Source organism: Variovorax sp. WDL1, assembly GCF_001541225.1.
Taxonomy (GTDB): Bacteria; Pseudomonadota; Gammaproteobacteria; order Burkholderiales; family Burkholderiaceae_C; genus Variovorax.
The window spans coordinates 1-18,857 of record NZ_LMTS01000164.1 but is presented as its reverse complement, the minus strand read 5'-3'; the positions used below and the strand labels follow the sequence as shown (position 1 = coordinate 18,857).

Sequence of the window (18,857 nt, the reverse complement as noted above, 5' to 3'; positions counted from 1 at the left end):
CTGCGCTGCGGGCCAAGATATTCGGTCTCAACGCCGCGAATGTGTACGGCTTGACGCCGAACGATGCACCCCATGCTGAAGCCGACGAGAGCCACCTCGGCATCGCTGCCCAGATGCCGGTCGATGTACGCATGGAGTTTGGCGGCAAGGTCCTCGATCCCGGTTCTACCGTCCGCCGACTTGAGCGCCGGCACCCAGCATCGGTGTCCCGCGTCGGCGAGCGCGTCGGCCAGGCGCCGTTAGATCGCGCCGTTGTCGAAGATGCCATGGACCAGGACGACGTCCATCGCACGCATCAGCCCGGCTGCGGCCCGTCGTAGCCCTCGATGATGACCAGGTCGATGGTCGATACCGGCGACGCCCTCAGCGCGATGGCCGCCTGGTACTCGGGCGATTTCCAGCAATCCAGCGCATCCTGGTAGGAAGGGAACTCGATCACCACGTTGCGGCTGCGGCTCGTCCCTTCCGGATTCTCGAAGTCGCCCGCGCGCACCAGGAAGCGGGCGCCGAACTTCCTGAACGGCTCGGCATTGGCCGCGATGTAGGCCTTGTACTTTTCAGGGTCGGCAACATCGACCCGTGCGATCCAGTAGCCCTTTGACATAGGGTTCTCCGATTGACCAGGGTTGGGAGTTTGGGGTGGCGCTCCGCGGCAGCCGCCATCTCGCAGGTGGTCAGCGTGTTCGAGCTGGAGCGGGGCGAGGGCCGTTGACCTGCGGCGATATCACGCCGCTTCTGCGTGCAGCCGCATTCCCAGCGCCCGTGCGACCTTGAGGACGGTGGCAAAGCTCGGATTGCCGTTTTCGCTCAAGGCCTTGTAGAGGCTTTCGCGGCTGAGTCCGGTGTCGCGTGCCACCTGGGACATGCCCTTGGCACGGGCGATGTCGCCCAATGCGCGCGCAATGCCTGCCGCGTCGTCTGGCGCCTCGGCGAGCCAGGCATCGAGGTAGGCGGCCATCTCTTCGGGCGTGCGCAGCTGCTCGGCCACATCGTAGGGCGTGGTCCTGAGCTTCGGGGCGGATCTGACTGGCGTTCTGGCCATGCGGGTACTCCTAGAGATTCCTGGCAAGCGCGATGGCTGCCTCGATATCGCGTTGCTGCGTCGATTTGTCGCCACCGGCAAGAAGAATGATCAGTTCGCTATCTCTCTCGGTGTAGTAGACACGGTATCCGGGACCGAAATCAATCTTCAACTCGGACACGCCACCGCTCAGGTAACGGTGCTGGCCTGGATTGCCGTGTGCCAATCGATCCACCCGCACCTGGATTCGAGCGCGGCCTGCGCGGTCCGTGAGGGTGTTGATCCATTGATGATAAATATCGGTGACATGTATGCGCATGGATAGTGTATCCCATAGGATACAAGTGACGGCAACAGCCGGGACTTGAAGGCGCGGCATCGTAAGTACGGTGGCCGGCCTTTGCGAGCACGCAGCAACAATTGTTCAGACTCGCTGCCTTCTCGGACCCCAATGGGACAATGCACGTCATGACCAGCCCCGCCCCGACCCTCACCCTCATCCGCCCCGACGACTGGCACCTCCATGTGCGCGACGGCGCCGCCCTGCAAGCGGTGGTGCCGCATTCGGCACGCCAGTTCGGCCGCGCGCTGATCATGCCCAACCTGCGTCCGCCGGTGACCACCGCCGAGCAGGCCAAGGCCTACCGCGACCGCATCCGCGCCGCCGTGCCGGAGGGCCTGGACTTCGAGCCGGTCATGTCGCTGTACCTCACGGACAAGCTGCCCCCCGAGGAGATCCCGCGCGCCGCCGCTGCCGGCGTGTGCGCGCTCAAGCTCTACCCCGCCGGCGCGACCACCAACAGCGATGCCGGCGTGACCGACATCCGCAAGACCTACCCGACGCTCGAAGCCATGCAGAAGCACGGCCTGCTGCTGCTGGTGCATGGCGAGGTGACCGACCCCGCGGTCGATCTCTTCGACCGAGAGGCCGTCTTCATCGAGCGCGTCTTGATCCCGCTGCGCCGCGACTTCCCCGAACTCAAGATCGTGTTCGAGCACCTGACGACGAAGGAGGGCGCCCACTACGTGCGCGACGCGGACCGCTTCACCGCCGCCACCATCACCGCGCACCACCTGCTCTACAACCGCAATGCGATCTTCACCGGCGGCATCCGGCCGCACTACTACTGCCTGCCGGTGCTCAAGCGCGAGATCCATCGCGTGGCCCTGGTCGAGGCGGCCACCAGCGGCAGCCCGCGCTTCTTCCTCGGCACCGACAGCGCGCCGCACCCGGCGCATCTCAAGGAGCACGCGCTGGGCTGCGCTGGCTGCTACACCGCGCTGACCGCATTGGAGCTCTACGCCGAGGCCTTCGACAACGCCGGCGCGCTCGACAAGCTCGAAGGCTTCGCCAGTTTCCACGGCGCCGACTTCTACGGCCTGGCGCGCAACACCGACACCGTGACGCTGAAGCGCGAAAGCTGGACCGTGCCCGAGACGCTGCCCTATGGCGAGGCCACGCTCAAACCCTTGCGCGGCGGCGAGATGCTGGCATGGAGGTTGGCATGAGCATGGTGATGCTGCTGATCGACGCCGACAACGTCTCGGCCGACGTGATCGAGCAGGCGGTGCAGCGCACGCTGGCCGAACAGGGCGCGATCCACGTGCGCCGTGCCTACTGCAATGCCGAGACCGCGCTCAAGCACCAGGCGCTCTTCAAGCGCCTCTCGGTGCGGCCGATGGTCAACCTGGCCTCGGGCAAGAACAGCACCGACATCGCGCTCGCGGTCGACGCCATGGACCTCGTGGTGGCGGAGCGGCCCGATCTCGTGGTGCTGGTGTCCTCCGATTCTGACTTCGCGCCGCTGGTGATCCGCCTGCGCGAGAAGGGCTGCCGTGTCTGCGGCATCGGCCAGCAGGGCAAGACGGGCGAAGAGACCGTGGCGGTCTACGACAGCTTCATCGATCTGCAACACCAGTCCGCCGGCCGACCCGCCCCGGTCAAGCGACCCGCCCGCGCGCGACGCGCCAAGGCGCAGGAGGTCGCGCCGCCGGCGCCCGTGCTGCCGGACGACGTGCTGCGCATCCTCGATGCGGTGCCCGAGCTCCTGCGCGGCGACAAGGTCGAGCTCAATCACGCGGCCGAGCGCCTGCGGGGCTCCAAGCTGCTGGGCAAGAGCGCGAGCTCGCCCAAGCTGTTCAAGAAATTCCCGGAGCTGTTCCTGCTGACGCCTGAGAAGACGCCGAACAAGGTGCAGTACGTCGGCCCTGCAGTGTCGTGAGTGCCCCGTGAGCGCGCCACTGGGCCTCGACCTCAACCGGCCCTGGCTCGCGCCCTATGCGCCGCGGGCAGCGGCGATGGCGGCGTCCCTGGCGCAGGGCGACGACGCGGCGGCGGCGCTGTCGGGTGCGGCGCCGGGCATCGCGCTGCCGGCCGGCCCCCTGCGCTTCGTGCATGCCGATGCCGCGCCCGCCGGCGAAGCCTACGAGGCCTTCATCTTCCGGACGGCGCAGGTGCCGACCCGCAACAACCTGCATGACTTCCTCAACGGCCTGGTCTGGCTGCATTTCCCGCGCGCCAAGCAACGGCTCAACGCGTTGCAGGCGGCCGAGATCGCGCGCGCCGGCATCGGTGCGACGCGCGGTCCCTTGCGCGATGCGCTGACGCTGTTCGACGAAAACGGCGCCGTGCTCGATGCGCCCGCTGCACTGTGGCAGGCGCTCCTCGCACGCGACTGGCAGCGCCTTTTCGTGAGCGAACGCGGGCTGTGGCAAGAGGCGCGGCTGCTGGTCTTCGGCCACGCCTTGCTCGAAAAGCTCGCTGTGCCGCGCAAGGCGCTCACGGCGCATGTGCTGTGGGCGCCGGACCCAGGCCGCGCGATCCCGATCGACGATGCGGCCATCGCGGCCGCCCTGCAGCCCGCGCACCTCGCGGCCAAGCCCTTCGCGCCGCTGCCCGTGCTGGGCGTGCCGGGCTGGTGGCCGGCCAACGAGGCGCCCGGCTTCTACGACGACGCGGTGGTGTTCAGGCCGCCGCGGTTTCCGCGGCACTGAGCGCCGGTCCCTCGACGAACACATCGGCATGGAAGTCGGTGGCGGCGAGGCCGAGCTGCCGCACCGCCAGCTCGCGCACCGCCTGCACCATGCCCGGCGAGCCGCAGCAGTAGAGCTCGTGTCCCGCAAGGTCGGAGCAGCGGGCCTGCAGGGCCTGGTCCACGCGGCCCGCAAAGGCGTCCTCCGTGTCCTCGGCGGCTTCCTCGCTCAAGGCCGCGATGAAGCGGAAGGACTCAGGCCATTGGCGCTGCCACTTCGCCACCGCCGATCGCAGGTAGATGCCCTCGGCGCGGCGCGCGCCCCAGATCAGCGTGACCGGCCGTTCGACGCGGCGCTTCGCCATGTCGTCGAGGATGGACTTGATGGGCGCGAAGCCGGTGCCGCCGGCCACGAAGACGATGGGCCGCGTCGAGGCGGTGTCCAGCGTCACGGCGCCGAAGGGCAGCTCGACATCGAGCAGGTCTCCCTGCTGCAGCCCCGGCACGCGGGCGCTGAAGGCGCCGCCCGGCACGTGGCGGATGTGCAGCGTGAGCGCATCGCTCTCGTGCGGCGCATTGGCCATCGAGTAGCAGCGCGTGCTGCCGTCGCCCACCGCGAGCTGCAGGTACTGCCCGGCATGGAACTTGGCACGCTGCCCGGCGGGCAGGCGCAGCTGCAGCACCGATACGTCGGGCGCGGCCAGCTGGTTGCGGAACACCTTGGCGGTGAAGCGCTTGCGCGCGCCGGGGTCGATGCGGTGCCAGGTTGCCGGCTGGATCTGCAAGTCGGTCGTCGGGGTGCACATGCAGTAGAGCACCTGCTCCGGCGTGCAGCTCTCGTTGCGGATCGAGGCGCCCTCGAGGCCGGCGACCTCGCCCTGCGCGATGCCGCCGGCGCAGTTGCCGCACACACCCTTGCGGCAGGAATAGGGCAGTTCGATGCCGGCACGCAGGGCCGCGTCCAGCACGCTCTGGTTCTCGGCGCAGTCGAAGGCGACTTCGCTGCCGGCGATGGCGATCCGATGGTTCATGGCGCGGCGTTCCCCATGCCGGACAACAGATGGATGGTGCGAAGCAGGGCGCCCGGATCGGCAATGCCGCGGCCCGCGATGTCCATCGCGCTGCCATGGCCCACGCTGGACAGCAGCACCCCGGCGCCGATGGACAGCGCGCTGGCCGCGTTCGGCGCCAGCAGCTTGATGGGGATGTGGCCCTGGTCGTGCAGCATCGCGACGTAGAGGTCGTGCCTGCGCTGTGCCAGCAGCAGGTCGGCACCCCGCGGGCCGTCGACCTGCAGGCCCTCGGCGCGCAGCGCGCGCACCGCCGGCTCGACGATGGCCTCGTCCTCGGGGCCGAAGAGCCCGCCTTCGGAGGCATGCGGATTGATGCCGAAGACGCCGATGGACGGCGCTGCCACGCCCAGGAGCGCGCAGGCACGCGCACCGGCACGTGCTGCATCCGCGACGAGCCCGGGCGTGAGCCGGCCGAGCGCCGTGCGCACGCTTTCGTGCAGCGTCGCATGCACGATGCGCAGGCCGCCGCCCACCAGCATCAGGAACACGCTGTCTTCCGGCTGGCCGCAGACGCGCGCCACCAGCGAAGGGTAGCCGCTGAAGGTGATGCCGGCCTGGTGGATCGCGGTCTCGTGATGCGGGCAGGCCACCACGGCATCGAACTCGCCGCGCCGGCAGGCCTCGATGGCGGCACTGGCCGAGGCCACGGCCGAGGCGCCGGCCGCGGCGTCGATGTGCCCGGGGCGAGCCGCTTCAGCCGGCAACTCGCCTGCGCCGATCACGGACTGGTCCGCCAGCAATGACGCGAGCCCGAGGTGCGCGGCCGTGCGTTCGAGCACGCTCGGCGGCCCGAAGAGCGTGATGCGCGCGCGCGCATCGGCTGGTAGCGCGGCCAGCGCCTTCAGCGCGATCTCGGGGCCGATGCCGTTGGGATCGCCCGCGGCAAGCGCGAGCCGTCGAACCGGACTTGTCAGTGCCCCCACGCTTGTCACTTCGTGTACTGCGCTGCCCCCCGAGGAGGCCTTCGCGCCTTTGGGCGCCCATGCGGCGCTCACAGCGGCAGCGCCAGCAAGGTGTCGGTCACCGTGCTGTCGCACACGGCCACGCGCGACTGCAGCTTGAGCCGCCCGTCCTGCTGCACGAACCGGTCCTGGTAGACGCCCGTGGCGAAGACCTCGGTCTGGCCGGTGGCCATGATGCGCGCCACCATGAAGGGCGTGCTCGCCATGGCGCCGTCGGCGCTGGCCTGCTGGACCAGCGGGATGCCCAACAGGTGCCGGTAGCGCTGCCGTTCAAAGATGTTGGCCTCGCGCAGCGCCGCGATCCGGTCCTCCAGCATGGCGCGCGAGTCGGCATAGACGATGCCGGCAGGCAGGCCTTCGCGCTCGTTCTCCACGTGCGTGATGCGGTAGTGGCAGTCCTCGGTGAAGTAGCCGGGCCATTGCTCCAGCGCATCGCTGTCGATGGTGTGGGCATAGGCCGCGTTGAAGGCGCACAGCGCCAGCAGGTCGATCATCGTGTGTCTCTCTCGTCGCTCTTTTCACTCTTGCTCGGGCAGTCGGGTACTCAGGCACCCATGTGGTGGCGGTAGGCCTTCCAGAAGCCGCGCACCGAGGCCTCGGTGGCGCGCCCCTCGCTCGATTCGGTGCTGCCGCCGCCCATCTCGACCACCGCTTCCAGGTCGCGCGCGCCGGCGATGCCGCGCTGCACGAAGCCGCCGACCGCGCCGTCCTCCATCGAGATGAAGCCCGCAGGCCCGATCAGGTTCGACTGCTTCAGGCGCACGCGGCGCTGCTCGGGCGTGTCGTCGGCGTAGCCCAGGTAGGTCCAGTTGAGCTCGGTGCGCTCCACGCCCTTGGGCAGCACCTGGCGCACCGCCAGGCAGTTCTGGATCTGCTGCAGCACGAAGCCGGGGAAGACCGAGAGGATCTGCAGCGTCACGCCGTCCTCGTATTCCTTGAAGCCGGCCAGCAGGCTCGGGTCCTTCAGGCGATAGCGGTCGTTGTCGGAGCGCAGCGCCTGCTCCTTGTACGAGGCATCCTTCTCCGCCGCCGGATCGATCATGGAGTAGCTCACGTGGTGGCCGCCGCTTTCGTCGACGATCACGCCCCCCTTCTGCGACAGGCGGTTGAGCTCGAAGGTGGTGAAGAACAGGTGCAGCAGGCTGGCGTGGTAGCTGTCCTTCACGTTCTCGACGTAGAGCTTCCAGTTGTTGGGCAGTGCCTGCGTGAAGCGGCCGATGACCTCCACCGGCTTGTGCAGCACGCGCTCGATGCGCGCGCAGATCTCCTCGCCCAGGTAGTCCTCGATGGCGGGCACGTCCTCGCTGAAGCTGCCGAACACCAGGCCGCAGAAGGTGGCGATGCGCAGCTTGCGCGGGCCGTGCGTCTCCTTGCAGAAGTCGCTCGGCATGCCGCCCTGGCCCTTGACGCCTTTCTCGAATGCGACGCCGGTCAGGTCGCCCTGGCGGCTGTAGCTCCAGGCGTGGTAGACGCACTGGAAGTTCTCGGCGCGGCCGGACTTCTCCAGCGCGATGAGGGCGCCGCGGTGGGCGCAGCGGTTCTCGAAGGCGTAGATCTCGCCGTCCTCGTCGCGCACCACCACCACCGGCGTCTCGCCGGCGAAGGTGGTGCGGTAGCTGCCGCTGTCAGGCAGCTCGGCCTCGAGGCACAGAAAGTTCCACACCTCGCCGCGGAAGATGCGGGCCTGCTCGTCGGCGGCGGTCCGCGCGTCGCTGTAGAGCGCGAAGGGGATGCGCGTGAGGCCGGGACCGGCCCAATGGATGGGTTGGGGTGCGCTGTGGTTCATGGCTTCAACCTCAATCGAGCGAGACCTTCGCGCTCTTGATGACCTTGTCCCACTTGGCCGACTCGGCCTGGATGAACTTGCCCGTCTGGGCACTGTCCCAGCCGCGCGGCTCGGCGCCCTGCTCGGCGAACTTCTGCTTGACCTCGGGATGTGCCAGCGCGTCGGCGATGGCCTTCTGCGTCGAGGCGACCTTGGACGCCGGCGTGCCGGGCGGCGCCACCACCGCGAACCAGGTCACGGCATTCATGGCGGGCAGCTTCTGCTCGGCGAAGGTGGGCACATCGGGCAGGGCTGGCGAGCGCTGGCCGTCGGCCACGCCCAGGATGCGCAGCTTGCCGGCCTGGTGGAAGGGCAGCGAGGAACTGAGGTTGTCGAAGAACACGTCGATCTGGCCGCCCACCAGGTCCACCAGCGCGGGAGCCGTGCCCTTGTAGGGGATGTGGACCATCTCGACGCCGGTCAGCTGCATGAACATGCTGGCCGTGAGGTGCGAGGTTGTGCCGTTGCCCTGCGAGCCGTAGCTCAGCTTGCCGGGGTTGGCCTTGGCGTAGGCGATGAACTCCTGCACGTTCTTCACCGGCAGCTTGGGGTTCACCACCAGCACGTTGGGGACCGTCGCGAGGACCGTGACGGGCACCCATTTGGACGGGTCGAAGGAGAGCTTCTTGTAGAGGTGCTGGTTGATCGCGATCGGCGCCGGTGGCGAGACCATCAGGGTGTTGCCATCGGGCTCCGAGCGGAACACCATTTCGGCACCGATGTTGCCGCCCGCGCCGGTGCGGTTGTCGATCACCACGCCGCCGGGGAACTGCGCACGCAGCTTCTCGGCGACCACGCGAGGCAGGATGTCGGCGGTGCCGCCGGCCGGGTACGGCACGACGAGTTTCAGCGCCTGGGGGCCTTGGGCAGCGGCAGTGCCGAGCAGGCAGGCGCCGGCCAGGCAGGCGGCGCTGGCGCGCCGTGCGAAGGTTTTCAGCATGGGTGTCTTGTCTCCGTGGCAGACGTTCGGGGTAGGGGAAGTGTCCCGTCGGCGCCCATCTCGGACAAGCTAGATTTGCGCTATGCGCAAGAAACTCGCCGAATCCCCAGGAGATGCCGTTGTCGAAGGCAAGAATTTCGTCGCCTCGCTGCAGAAGGGCCTGGAGGTGCTGACCTGCTTCGGCCGCCAGCACAGCCGCCTCACCGTTTCCGAGGTCGGGCGCCTCACCGGCTGCTCGCCGGCCTCGGCGCGGCGCTCGCTGCTGACCCTGCAGGCGCTGGGCTATCTCGACAGCGACGGCAAGCGCTTCTGGATGTTGCCCAAGGCGCTGCTGGTGGCACACGCCTACCTCGCCTCGCGGGCCACGCCCTCGCTGGCGCAGCCGCTGCTCGATGCGTTGTCGGAGCGCACGCGCGAATCGGCCTCGCTCGGCAAGCTGCTGGGTGACCACGCGATCATCATCGCCCGCTCCACCGCGCGGCGCAGCCTCAGCACCGGCCTGGGCATCGGCTCGCGGCTGCCGGCCTACTGCTCGGCATTGGGGCGCGTGCTGCTCGCCAGCCTGCCGCCGGCGGAGGCCGAGCGGCGCGTGCGCGCGATGCCGCGGGAGCCGCTCACCGCGCGCACCGTGTACGAGCTGAAGCCGGTGCTGGCGCTGCTCGCGCGATGCCGCGAGGAGGGCTACGCCGGCAATGACGGCGAGCTCGAGCTGGGCGTGCGCTCCATGGCCGTCCCGGTGCATGACCGCAGCGGTGCGATGGTGGCAGCCATGAGCATCGCGGTGCGCACGGAGCGCATGAGCTTCATCGAGTTCCGCGACGCCTTCCTGCCGGCGCTGCGCAAGGCCAGCGCCACATTGGGTGGCCGGCTTTATCCCGAGTGAGCGTAGTGGCGTGTTCATGGAGCGCGAACTTTTGCTCCTATGATCGATCGGAAGCCCGGCGCCGCGGCTGCCCAGAACCAAGACAACGATCCGCCCCCCGCCCGCTGTCGCGCTTGAAACCCCGTTGACGGGCCTCATCTTTTCGCCACGGCGAGCGCATCGCCTGAACCCACGGAGAAATCAGCTTGAAACGCATCCTTCTGTTCGTCCTCACCAACGTGCTGGTGGTCGCGGTGCTGGGCATCGTGGCCAGCCTGCTCGGCGTCAACCGCTACCTCACGCCCAACGGGCTCGACCTCACGGCGCTGCTTGGCTTCGCGCTGGTGATCGGCTTCGGCGGCGCGATCATCTCGCTGCTGATCAGCAAGCCGATGGCCAAGTGGACGGCCGGGGTGCGCATCATCAACGAGCCGCAGTCGCCCGACGAGGCCTGGATCGTGCAGACCGTGCGCAAGTTCGCCGACAAGGCCGGCATCGGCATGCCCGAGGTCGGCGTCTTCGAGGGCGAGCCCAATGCCTTCGCCACCGGCGCGTTCAAGAATTCCTCGCTGGTGGCGGTGTCCACCGGGCTGCTCGCCAACATGACACGCGAGGAGGTCGAGGCCGTGATCGGCCACGAGGTGGCGCACGTGGCCAATGGCGACATGGTGACCATGACCCTGATCCAGGGCGTGATGAACACCTTCGTCGTGTTCCTGTCGCGCGTGATCGGCTACGCGGTCGACGGCTTCCTGCGCCGCGGCAGCGACAACAACACGGGCCCCGGCATCGGCTACATGATCACCACGGTGGTGCTCGACATCGTGCTGGGCTTCGCGGCCGCGATCGTGGTGGCCTGGTTCTCGCGCCAGCGCGAGTTCCGCGCAGACGCCGGAGCGGCGCAGCTGATGGGCCGCAAGCAGCCGATGGTGAATGCGCTGGCGCGCCTGGGCGGCCTGCCGGCCGGCGAGCTGCCGAAGGCGGTGGAAGCCATGGGCATCACGGGCAGCATCGGCAAGCTGTTTGCGACGCACCCGCCGATCGAGGAGCGCATCGCGGCGCTGCAGAACAGCGCGCAGGCTTGATCAGCCTTGGTCGAGGAAGAAGCCGCCGTCAGGCGGCTTTTTTCTGGGGTTCTGCGGTCGCTCGCGCCACTGCCTCCGCGACCTTGATGCCGTCCACGCCCGCCGAGAGGATGCCGCCCGCATAGCTCGCGCCTTCGCCCGCCGGGTAGAGGCCGCGCACGTTGAGGCTCTGGAAGTCTTCGCCGCGCGTGATCCTGATCGGCGAAGAGGTGCGTGTCTCGACCCCTGTCAGCACCGCGTCGTGCAGGTCGAAGCCCTTGATCTTGCGGCCGAAGGCCGGGAAGGCCTCGCGCATGGCCTCGATGGCATAGGCGGGCAGGGCGGCATGCAGGTCGCCCGGCGTCACGCCCGGCTTGTACGAGGGCTCGACACTGCCGAGTGCGCTGGAGGGCTTGCCGGCCACGAAGTCGCCGACCAGCTGGCCCGGTGCGCGATAGTCGCTGCCGCCGAGCACGAAGGCGTTGGCTTCCAGTGCCCGCTGCAGCGCGATGCCCGCCAGGGGCGATCCGCTGCGGCCGTCCTCCCAGCCGGGGTAGTCGCGCGGATCGATGCCCACGACGATCCCCGCGTTGGCGTTGCGCTCGTTGCGCGAATACTGGCTCATGCCGTTGGTGACCACGCGCCCCGGCTCGCTGGTGGCCGCGACCACCGTGCCCCCCGGGCACATGCAGAAGCTGTAGACCGAGCGGCCATTGCTCGCGTGGTGCACCAGCTTGTAGTCGGCCGCGCCCAGGAGAGGATGGCCGGCATGCCGGCCCCAGCGCGCGCGGTCGATCAGGCCTTGCGGGTGCTCCACGCGGAAGCCGATGGAGAAGGGCTTGGCCTCGATGTGCACGCCGCGCTCATGCAGCATCTCGAAGGTGTCTCGCGAGCTGTGGCCCAGGGCCATCACCACATGGTCGGCGCGCAGTTCCTGGCTTTGACCGGTGCGCTGGTCGAGCACGGTCAGGCCGCGCAGCTGCCCGTTCTCGATGTGCACGTCGGTCACGCGCTGCTCGAAGCGGATCTCGCCGCCCAGCGAGACGATCTGCTCGCGGATGTTCTCCACCACCTTCACCAGCTTGAAGGTGCCGATGTGCGGATGGGCGACGTAGAGGATTTCCGGCGGCGCGCCGGCCTTGACGAACTCCTCCATCACCTTGCGGCCGAGAAAGCGCGGGTCCTTGATCTGGCTGTAGAGCTTGCCGTCCGAGAAGGTGCCGGCGCCGCCCTCGCCGAACTGCACGTTGGACTCCGGGTTCAGCGTGCTCTTGCGCCACAGGCCCCAGGTGTCCCTGGTGCGCTGTCGCACGGTCTTGCCGCGCTCCAGCACGATGGGCCTGAAGCCCATCTGCGCGAGCATCAACGCGCAGAAGATGCCGCAAGGGCCGAAGCCCACGACGACCGGGCGGGGCGCGTCCTGGGCCGCTCGCGCGGGCAGGCGATAGGCCATGTCGGGCGCGGGCTGCACATGCGGACGTCCCGCATGCTTGGCCAGCACGGCCGCCTCGGCTTGCGCATCGGCGAGCGCCACGTCGACGATGTAGACCGTGAGCAGCTCGGCCTTGCGCGCATCGAAGCTGCGCTTGTAGACGGTGTGGGAGGCGATGTCGCCGGGCGCGATGCCCAGCGTGGACGCGACCAGCGCCGGCAATGCCTCGGGCGCGTGGTCGAGAGGGAGCTTGAGTTCGGAGACGCGGATCATGGCGGGCGGCCCGTGGTGATCGGGCAGGTGGCGCTTGGGGAGCCGCGATTGTCGCAGCGTGGCGCTATGCCGGCAGGAACCCCTCCACCGACAGATACCGCTCCCCCGTGTCGTAGTTGAACCCCAGCACCACCGCATCGCGCGCCAGCTCCGGCAGCTTCTGTGCGATCGCGGTGAGCGTGGCGCCGGAGGAGATGCCGACGAGCATGCCCTCTTCCGCGGCGCAGCGCCGCGCCATCTCGCGCGCGGGCTCGGCGTCGACCTGGATCACGCCGTCGAGCAGTTCGGTATCGAGGTTCTTCGGGATGAAGCCGGCGCCGATGCCCTGGATCGGGTGCGGCGAAGGCGCGCCGCCGGAGATCACGGGCGACGCCACCGGCTCCACAGCAAAGACCTTCAGCCTGGGCCACTTCTTCTTCAGCACGCGTGCGCAGCCGGTGATGTGGCCGCCGGTGCCCACGCCGGTGATCAGCACGTCGATGCCGTCGGGAAAGTCGGCCGCGATCTCCTCGGCGGTGGTGCGCGCATGCACCTCCACATTGGCCGGGTTGTCGAACTGCTGCGGCATCCAGGCGTCCGGCGTGCCGGCCACGATCTCCTCGGCACGTGCGATCGAGCCCTTCATGCCCTTCTCGCGCGGTGTCAGGTCGAAGCTGGCGCCGTAGGCCAGCATCAGGCGCCGGCGCTCGACCGACATGCTGTCGGGCATCACCAGGACCAGCTTGTAGCCCTTGACCGCGGCGACCATCGCCAGGCCGATGCCGGTGTTGCCCGAGGTGGGCTCGACGATGGTGCCCCCGGGCTTCAGTGCACCGGAGCGCTCGGCCTCCTCGACCATGGCCAGCGCGATGCGGTCCTTGATCGAGCCGCCGGGGTTGGCGCGTTCGCACTTGATCCACACCTCTTGCGTCGCATGGCCGAACAGGCGCTGGATGCGCACGTGCGGCGTGCTGCCGATGGTCTGCAGGATGTTCTGGGCTTTCATTCGATCTCCTTTGGATGGCCGGTGGGACAAAGCGGCCATTCTGGAGGAGTCGGGGCGACCGTGCCTGCAGGCGACATAATCGCGGCCGTGAAGCGCGCCGGACCGCCGCTGGTGCAAGTCCCGAAAGGGCGCACTGGAGGAAAGTCCGGACTGCACAGGACAGCGCAGGAGCTAACGGCTCTCCACCGCGAGGTGAGGATCAGAGCAACAGAGACGAGTCGGCCGGGGCAACCCGGCCGGGTGAAACGGGCAATCTCTGCGCGCAGCAACACCAAGTAGGCCAGCGTCGATGTGGTTCCGCAGAGCTGGCGGGTAGGTGGCACCGAGCCGTCTGGTGACAGACGGCCCAGAGTAATGGCGGTCACGTTGGAGGAAACTCCAGCGCACAGAATCCGGCTTACAGGCGCGCTTCACACTTTCTTCAGGATCGGGCTCGAACGGCCGCCGGCCACCGCACCGCGCAGGCCAGGAGCTCAGAAGCGTTCGTTCGGCAGCAGATAGCGCCATTGGCCGGGCAGCAGTCCCGCCAGCGCCACCCGGCCGATGCGCAGGCGCCGCATGCCCAGCAGTTGCAGGCCGACTGCCTGGCACTGGTGCGCGATCTGGCCCGGCTGAAGTCCCTTGACGGCGAAGCGCAGGCCGGTGTGCCCCTCCGCCTGCTGGCTGACGCTGACGCGTGCCGGTGCCTGGTTCAGCCGCGCCAACTGCTCGGGTCCCACGGGGCCGGCCACGTCGGCGATGACCTCGTGTTCCAGCAGCCCCGCGTCTTCGTGCAGCTTGCGCTCGATACGCCATTCCTGCGTGAAGACGACCAGGCCGCTGGCGCCGGTCTCCAGCGGCGTCATGCCGCGCTGCGCCGCGACGTGGCGCGGCAGGAAGCGCAGCCCCGCGCGCTCGGGCGCGTGGTGGTTCGCGGGAACGAGCAGGCGGTGCGCCTGCTCCATCGCCGTGCCGGCCGGCTTGTGCAGCAGCAGCGTGACCGGCACCACCGGCGCGGGCCGCGCGCCTGCCTCGATCTCGACCTGCTGGTGCGGCTGCACGCGCGACTGCGGCAGCAGCGCCGGCTCGCCGTCGACGCGCACCGCGCCGTTCTCGATCAGCAGCTCGGCCTCGCGCCGCGAGCAGCCGGCCAGCGCGGCCACGCGCTTGGCCAGGCGGATGCCTTCGTCGGTGTCGTTCATTGCAGCGCGCGCTGGCGGATGCGCTCCACGTGGGCGGCCAGCGAGCGCGCGGCCACCGGCCACATCCGCTGCGGCACGTCGTCGTAGGCGAGCGGCAGCCAGTCCTCGGGGGCGCCGTGCGGCAGGCGCTCCATGGCGGCGGCGATCCTGGCCTCACGCTTCAGGCGATGCGCCTTCAAGTAGGCGATGGCGGCGCGCGCCTCGCCCAGCACATGGCCGTGCGCCGGCAGGATGAAGCGGATGCCGCCTTCGGCGCAGACCGCGTCGAGCCGGTCGAGCGAATCGAGGTAGGCGTTCATGTTGCCGTCGGGCGGATCGATCACCGTGGTGCTGCCGTTGAGCACATGGTCGCCGGAAAAGAGCAGGCCGTCTTCCTCCAGCACCAGGCACAGGTGGTTGGCCGCATGGCCGGGCGTGTGCACGGCGCGCAGCGTGTGCGTCGTGCCTTGGCCGTCCTGCAGCACCAGGCGCTCGCCGTCCTGCAGCACGCGCTCGGGCACGAAGTGCGAAGACGGGCGCGCGGTCGGCGCCGAAGGCAGGCCGAGGATGGGCGGCTTGGGCGCGCACAGCGCCTGCAGCGGCGCCGCGCCCGGGGAATGGTCGGCATGCGAATGGGTGCAGACGATCAGGCGGATATCGCCGCCGGTGGCCTGCCGCAGCCGCTCGATGTGGGCGGGGTCGTTCGGGCCCGGGTCGATCACGATGTAGCCGCTGGCCGCGTCGCCCACGATGTAGCTGTTGGTGCCGGGGCCGGTCATCGCGCCGGGGTTGGGCGCGGTCAGGCGCCGCAGATTCTTCAGAAGCGCCACCGGCGCCTCCGTCTGCCAGCCGAGCTCATGGACGATCTGGCCGTCGGGGCTGACCAGCGCCAGTTCGCCGTAGGGCGACTCGTGCTCCATGTAGCGCGCTTCCTTGCCGCGCAGCAGGCCGGCGCGCGGGCAGCTGGTCCACAGCGGGCCTTCGCCGCCCGGCCGATTCGCGCAGGCGTCGAGCACCGCGTCCACCGTTTCGTAGGACGCCAGCCGCTCCAGGGTGCGCAGCGTCGGGAAGATCATGAAGAAGCCGCCCGCCTGGTGCCGCGCCAGCGCATCGCCCGGCCGCACCCAGCAGGGCTCGAACTGCTCGGTCTCGTCGGCCACCGGCGTCTGGCCCTCGGGCATGCGCGCCACCAGGAAGGGCACGTCGAAGCGCTTGGGCAGGTCGCGGTCGGTGATCCAGTGGGCCAGCGTATAGACCTGGTCGGTGGCAAGGAGCAGGCCGCGCGCGGCGCACTGTTGCGCCAGCGCCACCGCGGAGGTGGTGCTCCGATCCATGGCCGCGACGGCGTCGGGGTCGACCGGGCGGCCGTCAGGATGCCGGGCGAGCAGCACGCCGAGTTCCTCGAAGCACTCGCGCACCGCGGCGACGGACTGGGTGAGCTGCAGATCGCTCTGCGCGGGCCGGCGCGTGGCGACGGCCTGGGCCGCGGCATCCGCGGCCTCGATGCGCCCGCCCGGAAACACATAGGCGCCGGGGGCGAAGCTGGCGCTGGCGGAGCGCCGCGTCATCAGGATCTCGAGGCCTTCGGGCGTGTCGCGCAGGAGCAGGACGGTGGCGGCGGGCAGCACGGCGGCCGGCTCGCGCGCGGAATGGAGTTGTTGGGTGGGGCGTGCCATGGGCCGTCATTATCGAGAGGCCGGCCGGGCGCTGCAGTTGGCATGGTTGCTGCTGCATAAGCTTCGATGCGATCGCGCATGAGCCGCGCGCCACAATGCGGGCTCGCTCCCGTCTCTTCGAAGGACTGAAATGCCTGGTTCTCTTCGCGGCCGCCTGCGCCGCTCGCTCCTCGCCGCCGCCGGCCTCGTGCTGGCGGCACCCCTTGCCGTCGCCCAGGCCGATTGGCCGCAGCAGCCGGTCACGCTGATCATGGGCTTCCCGGCCGGCTCCGGCGTCGACGTGGTGGCCCGCACCATCCAGGAGCCGCTCTCGCAGAAGCTCGGCCAGCCGGTGGTGATCGACTACAAGTCCGGCGCCGCCGGCAACATCGCCAGCGAGTACGTGGCGCGCGCCAGGCCCGACGGCTACACCCTGGCTTTCGGCACGGCGGCCACGCACGGCAGCAACGCCGCGCTGTACAAGAAGCTCCCCTTCGACGTCGAGGCCGACTTCGTGCCGGTGGCGCCGGTGCTCGATGTCTCGAACGTGCTCACCATCAATCCCGAAGTCATCGACGTCAAGACACTCAAGGAGTTCGTCGACCGCGTCAAGGCCAGCCCCGGCAAGTACAACTACGCCTCCACCGGCAACGGCGCCGGCACGCACATGGCCTTTGCCGAGTTCAATTCGCGCCTGGGCCTGGACATGACCCACGTGCCCTACAAGGGCGGGCCGGAGGCCATCGCCTCGGTGGTGCGCGGCGAGACCTGCTGCATCATGAACCAGGTGCAGACCGTGCTGCCCCATTACAAGGCGGGCAAGGTGCGGCTGCTGGGCGTGACCACGGCCAAGCCGGTGGCGGCGGTCAAGGAGGTGCCGACCATCGCCTCCAGCGGCCTTCCAGGCACGCAGGGCTTCGACAGCTCGATCTGGTTCGGCGTGTTCGCGCCCAAGGGCACCGACGCGCGCATCGTCGACAAGCTCAGCGCCGCGATCCGCGCCGTGCTGGAGCAGCCCGAGATCCGCGAGAAGTTCGAAGCGCAGGGCAACACCGTGCGCATCGAGACGGCCGCCCAGTTCAAGCAGACGGTCCATGCCAACCGGGTGAAGTGGGCCGAGGTGGCGAAGGCGGCGAAGATCAGCATCGATTGAGGCCGCCCCGGCCCGGGGGTGGTCAAGGGCTTCCTCGCGCACTTGCCCGGCTGCGCAAGCGCGGGAAATTCGCTAGGCTTTGGCTCACGACAACGCGGAGACAACGCGATGAGCCAGGGCGCACCCCCACTTCGTCTGCACGTCCCGGAGCCGACTGGCCGGCCGGGCCGGGAGACCGATTTCTCCTACCTGCATCTCTCGCGTGCCGGCGAGGTGCGGCGTCCGCCGGTGGAGGCCGCGCCGGCCGACACCAGCGACCTGGCCTACACGCTGGTGCGCGTGCTCGACGACGAAGGCCGCGCGGTCGGGCCCTGGGCGCCCGAGGCCGATGCCGCGTTGCTGCGCCGCGGCCTGCTGGCGATGATGAAGACGCGGACCTTCGACGCCCGCATGCTGATCGCGCAGCGGCAGAAGAAGATCTCCTTCTACATGCAGTGCCTGGGCGAGGAGGCCATCGCCACCGGCCATGCGCTGGTGCTCCAGCAAGGCGACATGTGCTTTCCCACCTACCGCCAGCAGGGGCTGCTGCTGGCGCGCGACGACGTGTCGATGGTGGACCTGATCTGCGAGCTCATGTCCAACGAGCGCGACCCGCTCAAGGGGCGGCAGTTGCCGGTGTGTTATTCGATGAAGCGTGCCGGCTTCTTCTCGGTCTCGGGCAACCTGGCCACGCAGTTCATCCAGGCGGTGGGCTGGGGCATGGCCTCGGCGATCAAGGGTGACACGCGCATCGCCTCGGCCTGGATCGGCGACGGCGCCACTGCCGAATCCGACTTCCACACCGCGCTGACCTTCGCGCACGTGTACCGCGCGCCGGTGATCCTCAATGTGGTCAACAACCAGTGGGCGATCTCCACCTTCCAGGCCATTGCGGGCGGCGAGGCCACCACCTTCGCCGCACGCGGCGTCGGCTGCGGCATCGCCTCGCTGCGCGTGGACGGCAACGATTTCCTCGCGGTGATCGCGGCTTCGCAGTGGGCGGCGCAGCGGGCGCGCAGCAATCTCGGGCCGACCCTGATCGAATGGGTGACCTACCGTGCGGGCGCCCATTCCACCTCGGACGATCCTTCGCGCTACCGGCCGGCCGACGACTGGCAGCACTTCCCGCTGGGGGATCCGATCGATCGGCTGGCGCAGCACCTGCGCGGCATCGGCGCCTGGTCGGAGGAAGAGCATCGGAAGGTGCAGTCGGAACTCGAGGCCCAGGTGAGTGCGGCGATGAAGGAGGCGGAGCGCTACGGTTCGCTCGCCGACGGGCATCTGTTCGGGCCGGCGGCGATGTTCGAGGACGTCTACGAGGTCATGCCGGCGCATCTTGAGGAACAGCGGCGGCAACTCGCCCAGTTCCAGAAAGGATGATGCGCATGAACGCTGCTTTGCCGCTTCTGCGCGCGTGGGCCTTGCTCCTTCGCGCGTCGGGGGAGAGGTGGGGGTGGGGCTTGCTGTCGGGTGATTCGGACGTTGCTGTTGTGTTGAGGCT

20 protein-coding genes and 1 other RNA gene are annotated in these 18,857 nt (G+C 69.2%); 9 read left to right on the top strand and 12 right to left on the bottom strand.

Annotated elements, in window-relative coordinates:
* On the top strand, positions 1–320 hold a 320-nt coding region (locus APY03_RS23000), incomplete at its 5' end, for a hypothetical protein (protein ID WP_198161279.1).
* Here the strand turns inward: APY03_RS23000 and APY03_RS22995 are convergent.
* From APY03_RS22995 to APY03_RS40490, 3 genes are all read right to left on the bottom strand, one after another.
* Positions 296–604 carry a DUF1330 domain-containing protein gene (locus APY03_RS22995; protein ID WP_068680404.1) on the bottom strand — a complete coding sequence of 103 codons (309 nt, stop codon included), beginning with the start codon at positions 602–604 and terminating at the stop codon, positions 296–298. The two genes, APY03_RS23000 and APY03_RS22995, sit on opposite strands and share 25 nt — an antisense overlap.
* A gap of 120 nt (positions 605–724) precedes the next feature.
* On the bottom strand, positions 725–1,042 hold the full coding sequence (locus APY03_RS22990; protein WP_068680403.1) for an addiction module antidote protein: 318 nt from the start codon (positions 1,040–1,042) through the stop codon (positions 725–727).
* Between the two features lie 10 nt (positions 1,043–1,052).
* The gene (locus tag APY03_RS40490; protein ID WP_083944520.1) at positions 1,053–1,340 is read right to left on the bottom strand and encodes a type II toxin-antitoxin system RelE/ParE family toxin; all 288 of its coding nucleotides are present in this window, start codon (positions 1,338–1,340) and stop codon (positions 1,053–1,055) included.
* 149 nt (positions 1,341–1,489) lie between these two features.
* On the opposite strand from APY03_RS40490, the gene pyrC reads away from it, so the two are divergent.
* From pyrC to APY03_RS22970, 3 genes are all read left to right on the top strand, one after another.
* Positions 1,490–2,530: a dihydroorotase gene (gene pyrC / locus APY03_RS22980; protein ID WP_068680401.1), complete on the top strand. Its 1,041-nt coding sequence runs from the start codon at positions 1,490–1,492 to the stop codon at positions 2,528–2,530.
* Entirely contained in the window at positions 2,527–3,243 is a 717-nt protein-coding gene (locus tag APY03_RS22975; protein ID WP_102905168.1) for an NYN domain-containing protein, read from the top strand. The genes pyrC and APY03_RS22975 overlap by 4 nt, the downstream gene beginning before the upstream one ends.
* Before the next feature lie 76 nt (positions 3,244–3,319).
* A complete protein-coding gene (locus APY03_RS22970) occupies positions 3,320–4,015 on the top strand; it encodes a DUF3025 domain-containing protein (protein ID WP_083944530.1) in 696 nt (231 codons plus the stop codon).
* On the opposite strand, the gene APY03_RS22965 is transcribed toward APY03_RS22970, so the two are convergent.
* The 5 genes from APY03_RS22965 to APY03_RS22945 all read right to left on the bottom strand — a co-directional run bounded on the left by APY03_RS22965 (position 3,987) and on the right by APY03_RS22945 (position 8,793).
* On the bottom strand, positions 3,987–5,024 hold the full coding sequence (locus APY03_RS22965) for a 2Fe-2S iron-sulfur cluster-binding protein (protein WP_068680398.1): 1,038 nt from the start codon (positions 5,022–5,024) through the stop codon (positions 3,987–3,989). The genes APY03_RS22970 and APY03_RS22965 overlap by 29 nt on opposite strands.
* Complete coding sequence (locus tag APY03_RS22960) at positions 5,021–5,980, bottom strand: PdxA family dehydrogenase (RefSeq protein ID WP_068680668.1); 960 nt, start codon at positions 5,978–5,980, stop codon at positions 5,021–5,023. Before APY03_RS22960 ends, APY03_RS22965 begins: the two co-directional genes overlap by 4 nt.
* A 77-nt stretch (positions 5,981–6,057) precedes the next feature.
* Positions 6,058–6,522 carry an aromatic-ring-hydroxylating dioxygenase subunit beta gene (locus APY03_RS22955; RefSeq protein WP_068680396.1) on the bottom strand — a complete coding sequence of 155 codons (465 nt, stop codon included), beginning with the start codon at positions 6,520–6,522 and terminating at the stop codon, positions 6,058–6,060.
* 50 nt (positions 6,523–6,572) lie between these two features.
* Positions 6,573–7,814 carry an aromatic ring-hydroxylating dioxygenase subunit alpha gene (locus APY03_RS22950; RefSeq protein WP_068680394.1) on the bottom strand — a complete coding sequence of 414 codons (1,242 nt, stop codon included), beginning with the start codon at positions 7,812–7,814 and terminating at the stop codon, positions 6,573–6,575.
* A 10-nt stretch (positions 7,815–7,824) separates the two neighbouring features.
* Positions 7,825–8,793 (bottom strand): Bug family tripartite tricarboxylate transporter substrate binding protein, encoded by a 969-nt coding sequence (locus APY03_RS22945; protein ID WP_068680390.1) that lies wholly within the window; start codon positions 8,791–8,793, stop codon positions 7,825–7,827.
* Between the two features lie 82 nt (positions 8,794–8,875).
* Here APY03_RS22945 and APY03_RS22940 point away from each other — a divergent pair, with 82 nt between their 5' ends.
* Together APY03_RS22940 and htpX are read left to right on the top strand one after the other, a co-directional pair.
* Complete coding sequence (locus tag APY03_RS22940) at positions 8,876–9,676, top strand: IclR family transcriptional regulator domain-containing protein (RefSeq protein WP_068680388.1); 801 nt, start codon at positions 8,876–8,878, stop codon at positions 9,674–9,676.
* 185 nt (positions 9,677–9,861) lie between these two features.
* Positions 9,862–10,740 carry a protease HtpX gene (gene htpX / locus APY03_RS22935; protein WP_068680386.1) on the top strand — a complete coding sequence of 293 codons (879 nt, stop codon included), beginning with the start codon at positions 9,862–9,864 and terminating at the stop codon, positions 10,738–10,740.
* A gap of 28 nt (positions 10,741–10,768) precedes the next feature.
* On the opposite strand, the gene APY03_RS22930 is transcribed toward htpX, so the two are convergent.
* Together APY03_RS22930 and cysK are read right to left on the bottom strand one after the other, a co-directional pair.
* Complete coding sequence (locus tag APY03_RS22930) at positions 10,769–12,424, bottom strand: NAD(P)/FAD-dependent oxidoreductase (RefSeq protein WP_068680384.1); 1,656 nt, start codon at positions 12,422–12,424, stop codon at positions 10,769–10,771.
* A gap of 64 nt (positions 12,425–12,488) precedes the next feature.
* Positions 12,489–13,409 carry a cysteine synthase A gene (cysK, locus tag APY03_RS22925; protein ID WP_068680382.1) on the bottom strand — a complete coding sequence of 307 codons (921 nt, stop codon included), beginning with the start codon at positions 13,407–13,409 and terminating at the stop codon, positions 12,489–12,491.
* An 89-nt stretch (positions 13,410–13,498) separates the two neighbouring features.
* On the opposite strand from cysK, the gene rnpB reads away from it, so the two are divergent.
* Positions 13,499–13,825: RNase P RNA component class A (rnpB, locus tag APY03_RS22920), an RNA gene on the top strand.
* A gap of 57 nt (positions 13,826–13,882) precedes the next feature.
* Here the strand turns inward: rnpB and APY03_RS22915 are convergent.
* Both APY03_RS22915 and APY03_RS22910 read right to left on the bottom strand, forming a co-directional pair.
* On the bottom strand, positions 13,883–14,590 hold the full coding sequence (locus APY03_RS22915; RefSeq protein WP_068680380.1) for an RNA pseudouridine synthase: 708 nt from the start codon (positions 14,588–14,590) through the stop codon (positions 13,883–13,885).
* Entirely contained in the window at positions 14,587–16,245 is a 1,659-nt protein-coding gene (locus APY03_RS22910) for an MBL fold metallo-hydrolase (RefSeq protein WP_068680378.1), read from the bottom strand. Before APY03_RS22910 ends, APY03_RS22915 begins: the two co-directional genes overlap by 4 nt.
* A gap of 130 nt (positions 16,246–16,375) precedes the next feature.
* Here APY03_RS22910 and APY03_RS22905 point away from each other — a divergent pair, with 130 nt between their 5' ends.
* The gene (locus APY03_RS22905) at positions 16,376–17,377 is read left to right on the top strand and encodes a Bug family tripartite tricarboxylate transporter substrate binding protein (RefSeq protein WP_068680376.1); all 1,002 of its coding nucleotides are present in this window, start codon (positions 16,376–16,378) and stop codon (positions 17,375–17,377) included.
* Positions 17,378–17,485: 108 nt separating this feature from the next.
* Positions 17,486–18,736 carry a 3-methyl-2-oxobutanoate dehydrogenase (2-methylpropanoyl-transferring) subunit alpha gene (locus APY03_RS22900; protein ID WP_068680371.1) on the top strand — a complete coding sequence of 417 codons (1,251 nt, stop codon included), beginning with the start codon at positions 17,486–17,488 and terminating at the stop codon, positions 18,734–18,736.
* Positions 18,737–18,857: the final 121 nt, after the last annotated feature.

Excerpts from the sequence above, each read along its gene's own strand:
- APY03_RS22995 (WP_068680404.1), bottom strand. The coding sequence starts at position 604 with ATGTCAAAGGGCTACTGGATCGCACGGGTCGATGTTGCCGACCCTGAA.
- APY03_RS22990 (WP_068680403.1), bottom strand. The coding sequence starts at position 1,042 with ATGGCCAGAACGCCAGTCAGATCCGCCCCGAAGCTCAGGACCACGCCC.
- APY03_RS40490 (WP_083944520.1), bottom strand. The coding sequence starts at position 1,340 with ATGCGCATACATGTCACCGATATTTATCATCAATGGATCAACACCCTC.
- pyrC (WP_068680401.1), top strand. The coding sequence starts at position 1,490 with ATGACCAGCCCCGCCCCGACCCTCACCCTCATCCGCCCCGACGACTGG.
- APY03_RS22975 (WP_102905168.1), top strand. The coding sequence starts at position 2,527 with ATGAGCATGGTGATGCTGCTGATCGACGCCGACAACGTCTCGGCCGAC.
- APY03_RS22970 (WP_083944530.1), top strand. The coding sequence starts at position 3,320 with ATGGCGGCGTCCCTGGCGCAGGGCGACGACGCGGCGGCGGCGCTGTCG.
- APY03_RS22965 (WP_068680398.1), bottom strand. The coding sequence starts at position 5,024 with ATGAACCATCGGATCGCCATCGCCGGCAGCGAAGTCGCCTTCGACTGC.
- APY03_RS22955 (WP_068680396.1), bottom strand. The coding sequence starts at position 6,522 with ATGATCGACCTGCTGGCGCTGTGCGCCTTCAACGCGGCCTATGCCCAC.
- APY03_RS22950 (WP_068680394.1), bottom strand. The coding sequence starts at position 7,814 with ATGAACCACAGCGCACCCCAACCCATCCATTGGGCCGGTCCCGGCCTC.
- APY03_RS22945 (WP_068680390.1), bottom strand. The coding sequence starts at position 8,793 with ATGCTGAAAACCTTCGCACGGCGCGCCAGCGCCGCCTGCCTGGCCGGC.
- APY03_RS22940 (WP_068680388.1), top strand. The coding sequence starts at position 8,876 with ATGCGCAAGAAACTCGCCGAATCCCCAGGAGATGCCGTTGTCGAAGGC.
- APY03_RS22930 (WP_068680384.1), bottom strand. The coding sequence starts at position 12,424 with ATGATCCGCGTCTCCGAACTCAAGCTCCCTCTCGACCACGCGCCCGAG.
- cysK (WP_068680382.1), bottom strand. The coding sequence starts at position 13,409 with ATGAAAGCCCAGAACATCCTGCAGACCATCGGCAGCACGCCGCACGTG.
- APY03_RS22915 (WP_068680380.1), bottom strand. The coding sequence starts at position 14,590 with ATGAACGACACCGACGAAGGCATCCGCCTGGCCAAGCGCGTGGCCGCG.
- APY03_RS22910 (WP_068680378.1), bottom strand. The coding sequence starts at position 16,245 with ATGGCACGCCCCACCCAACAACTCCATTCCGCGCGCGAGCCGGCCGCC.
- APY03_RS22905 (WP_068680376.1), top strand. The coding sequence starts at position 16,376 with ATGCCTGGTTCTCTTCGCGGCCGCCTGCGCCGCTCGCTCCTCGCCGCC.
- APY03_RS22900 (WP_068680371.1), top strand. The coding sequence starts at position 17,486 with ATGAGCCAGGGCGCACCCCCACTTCGTCTGCACGTCCCGGAGCCGACT.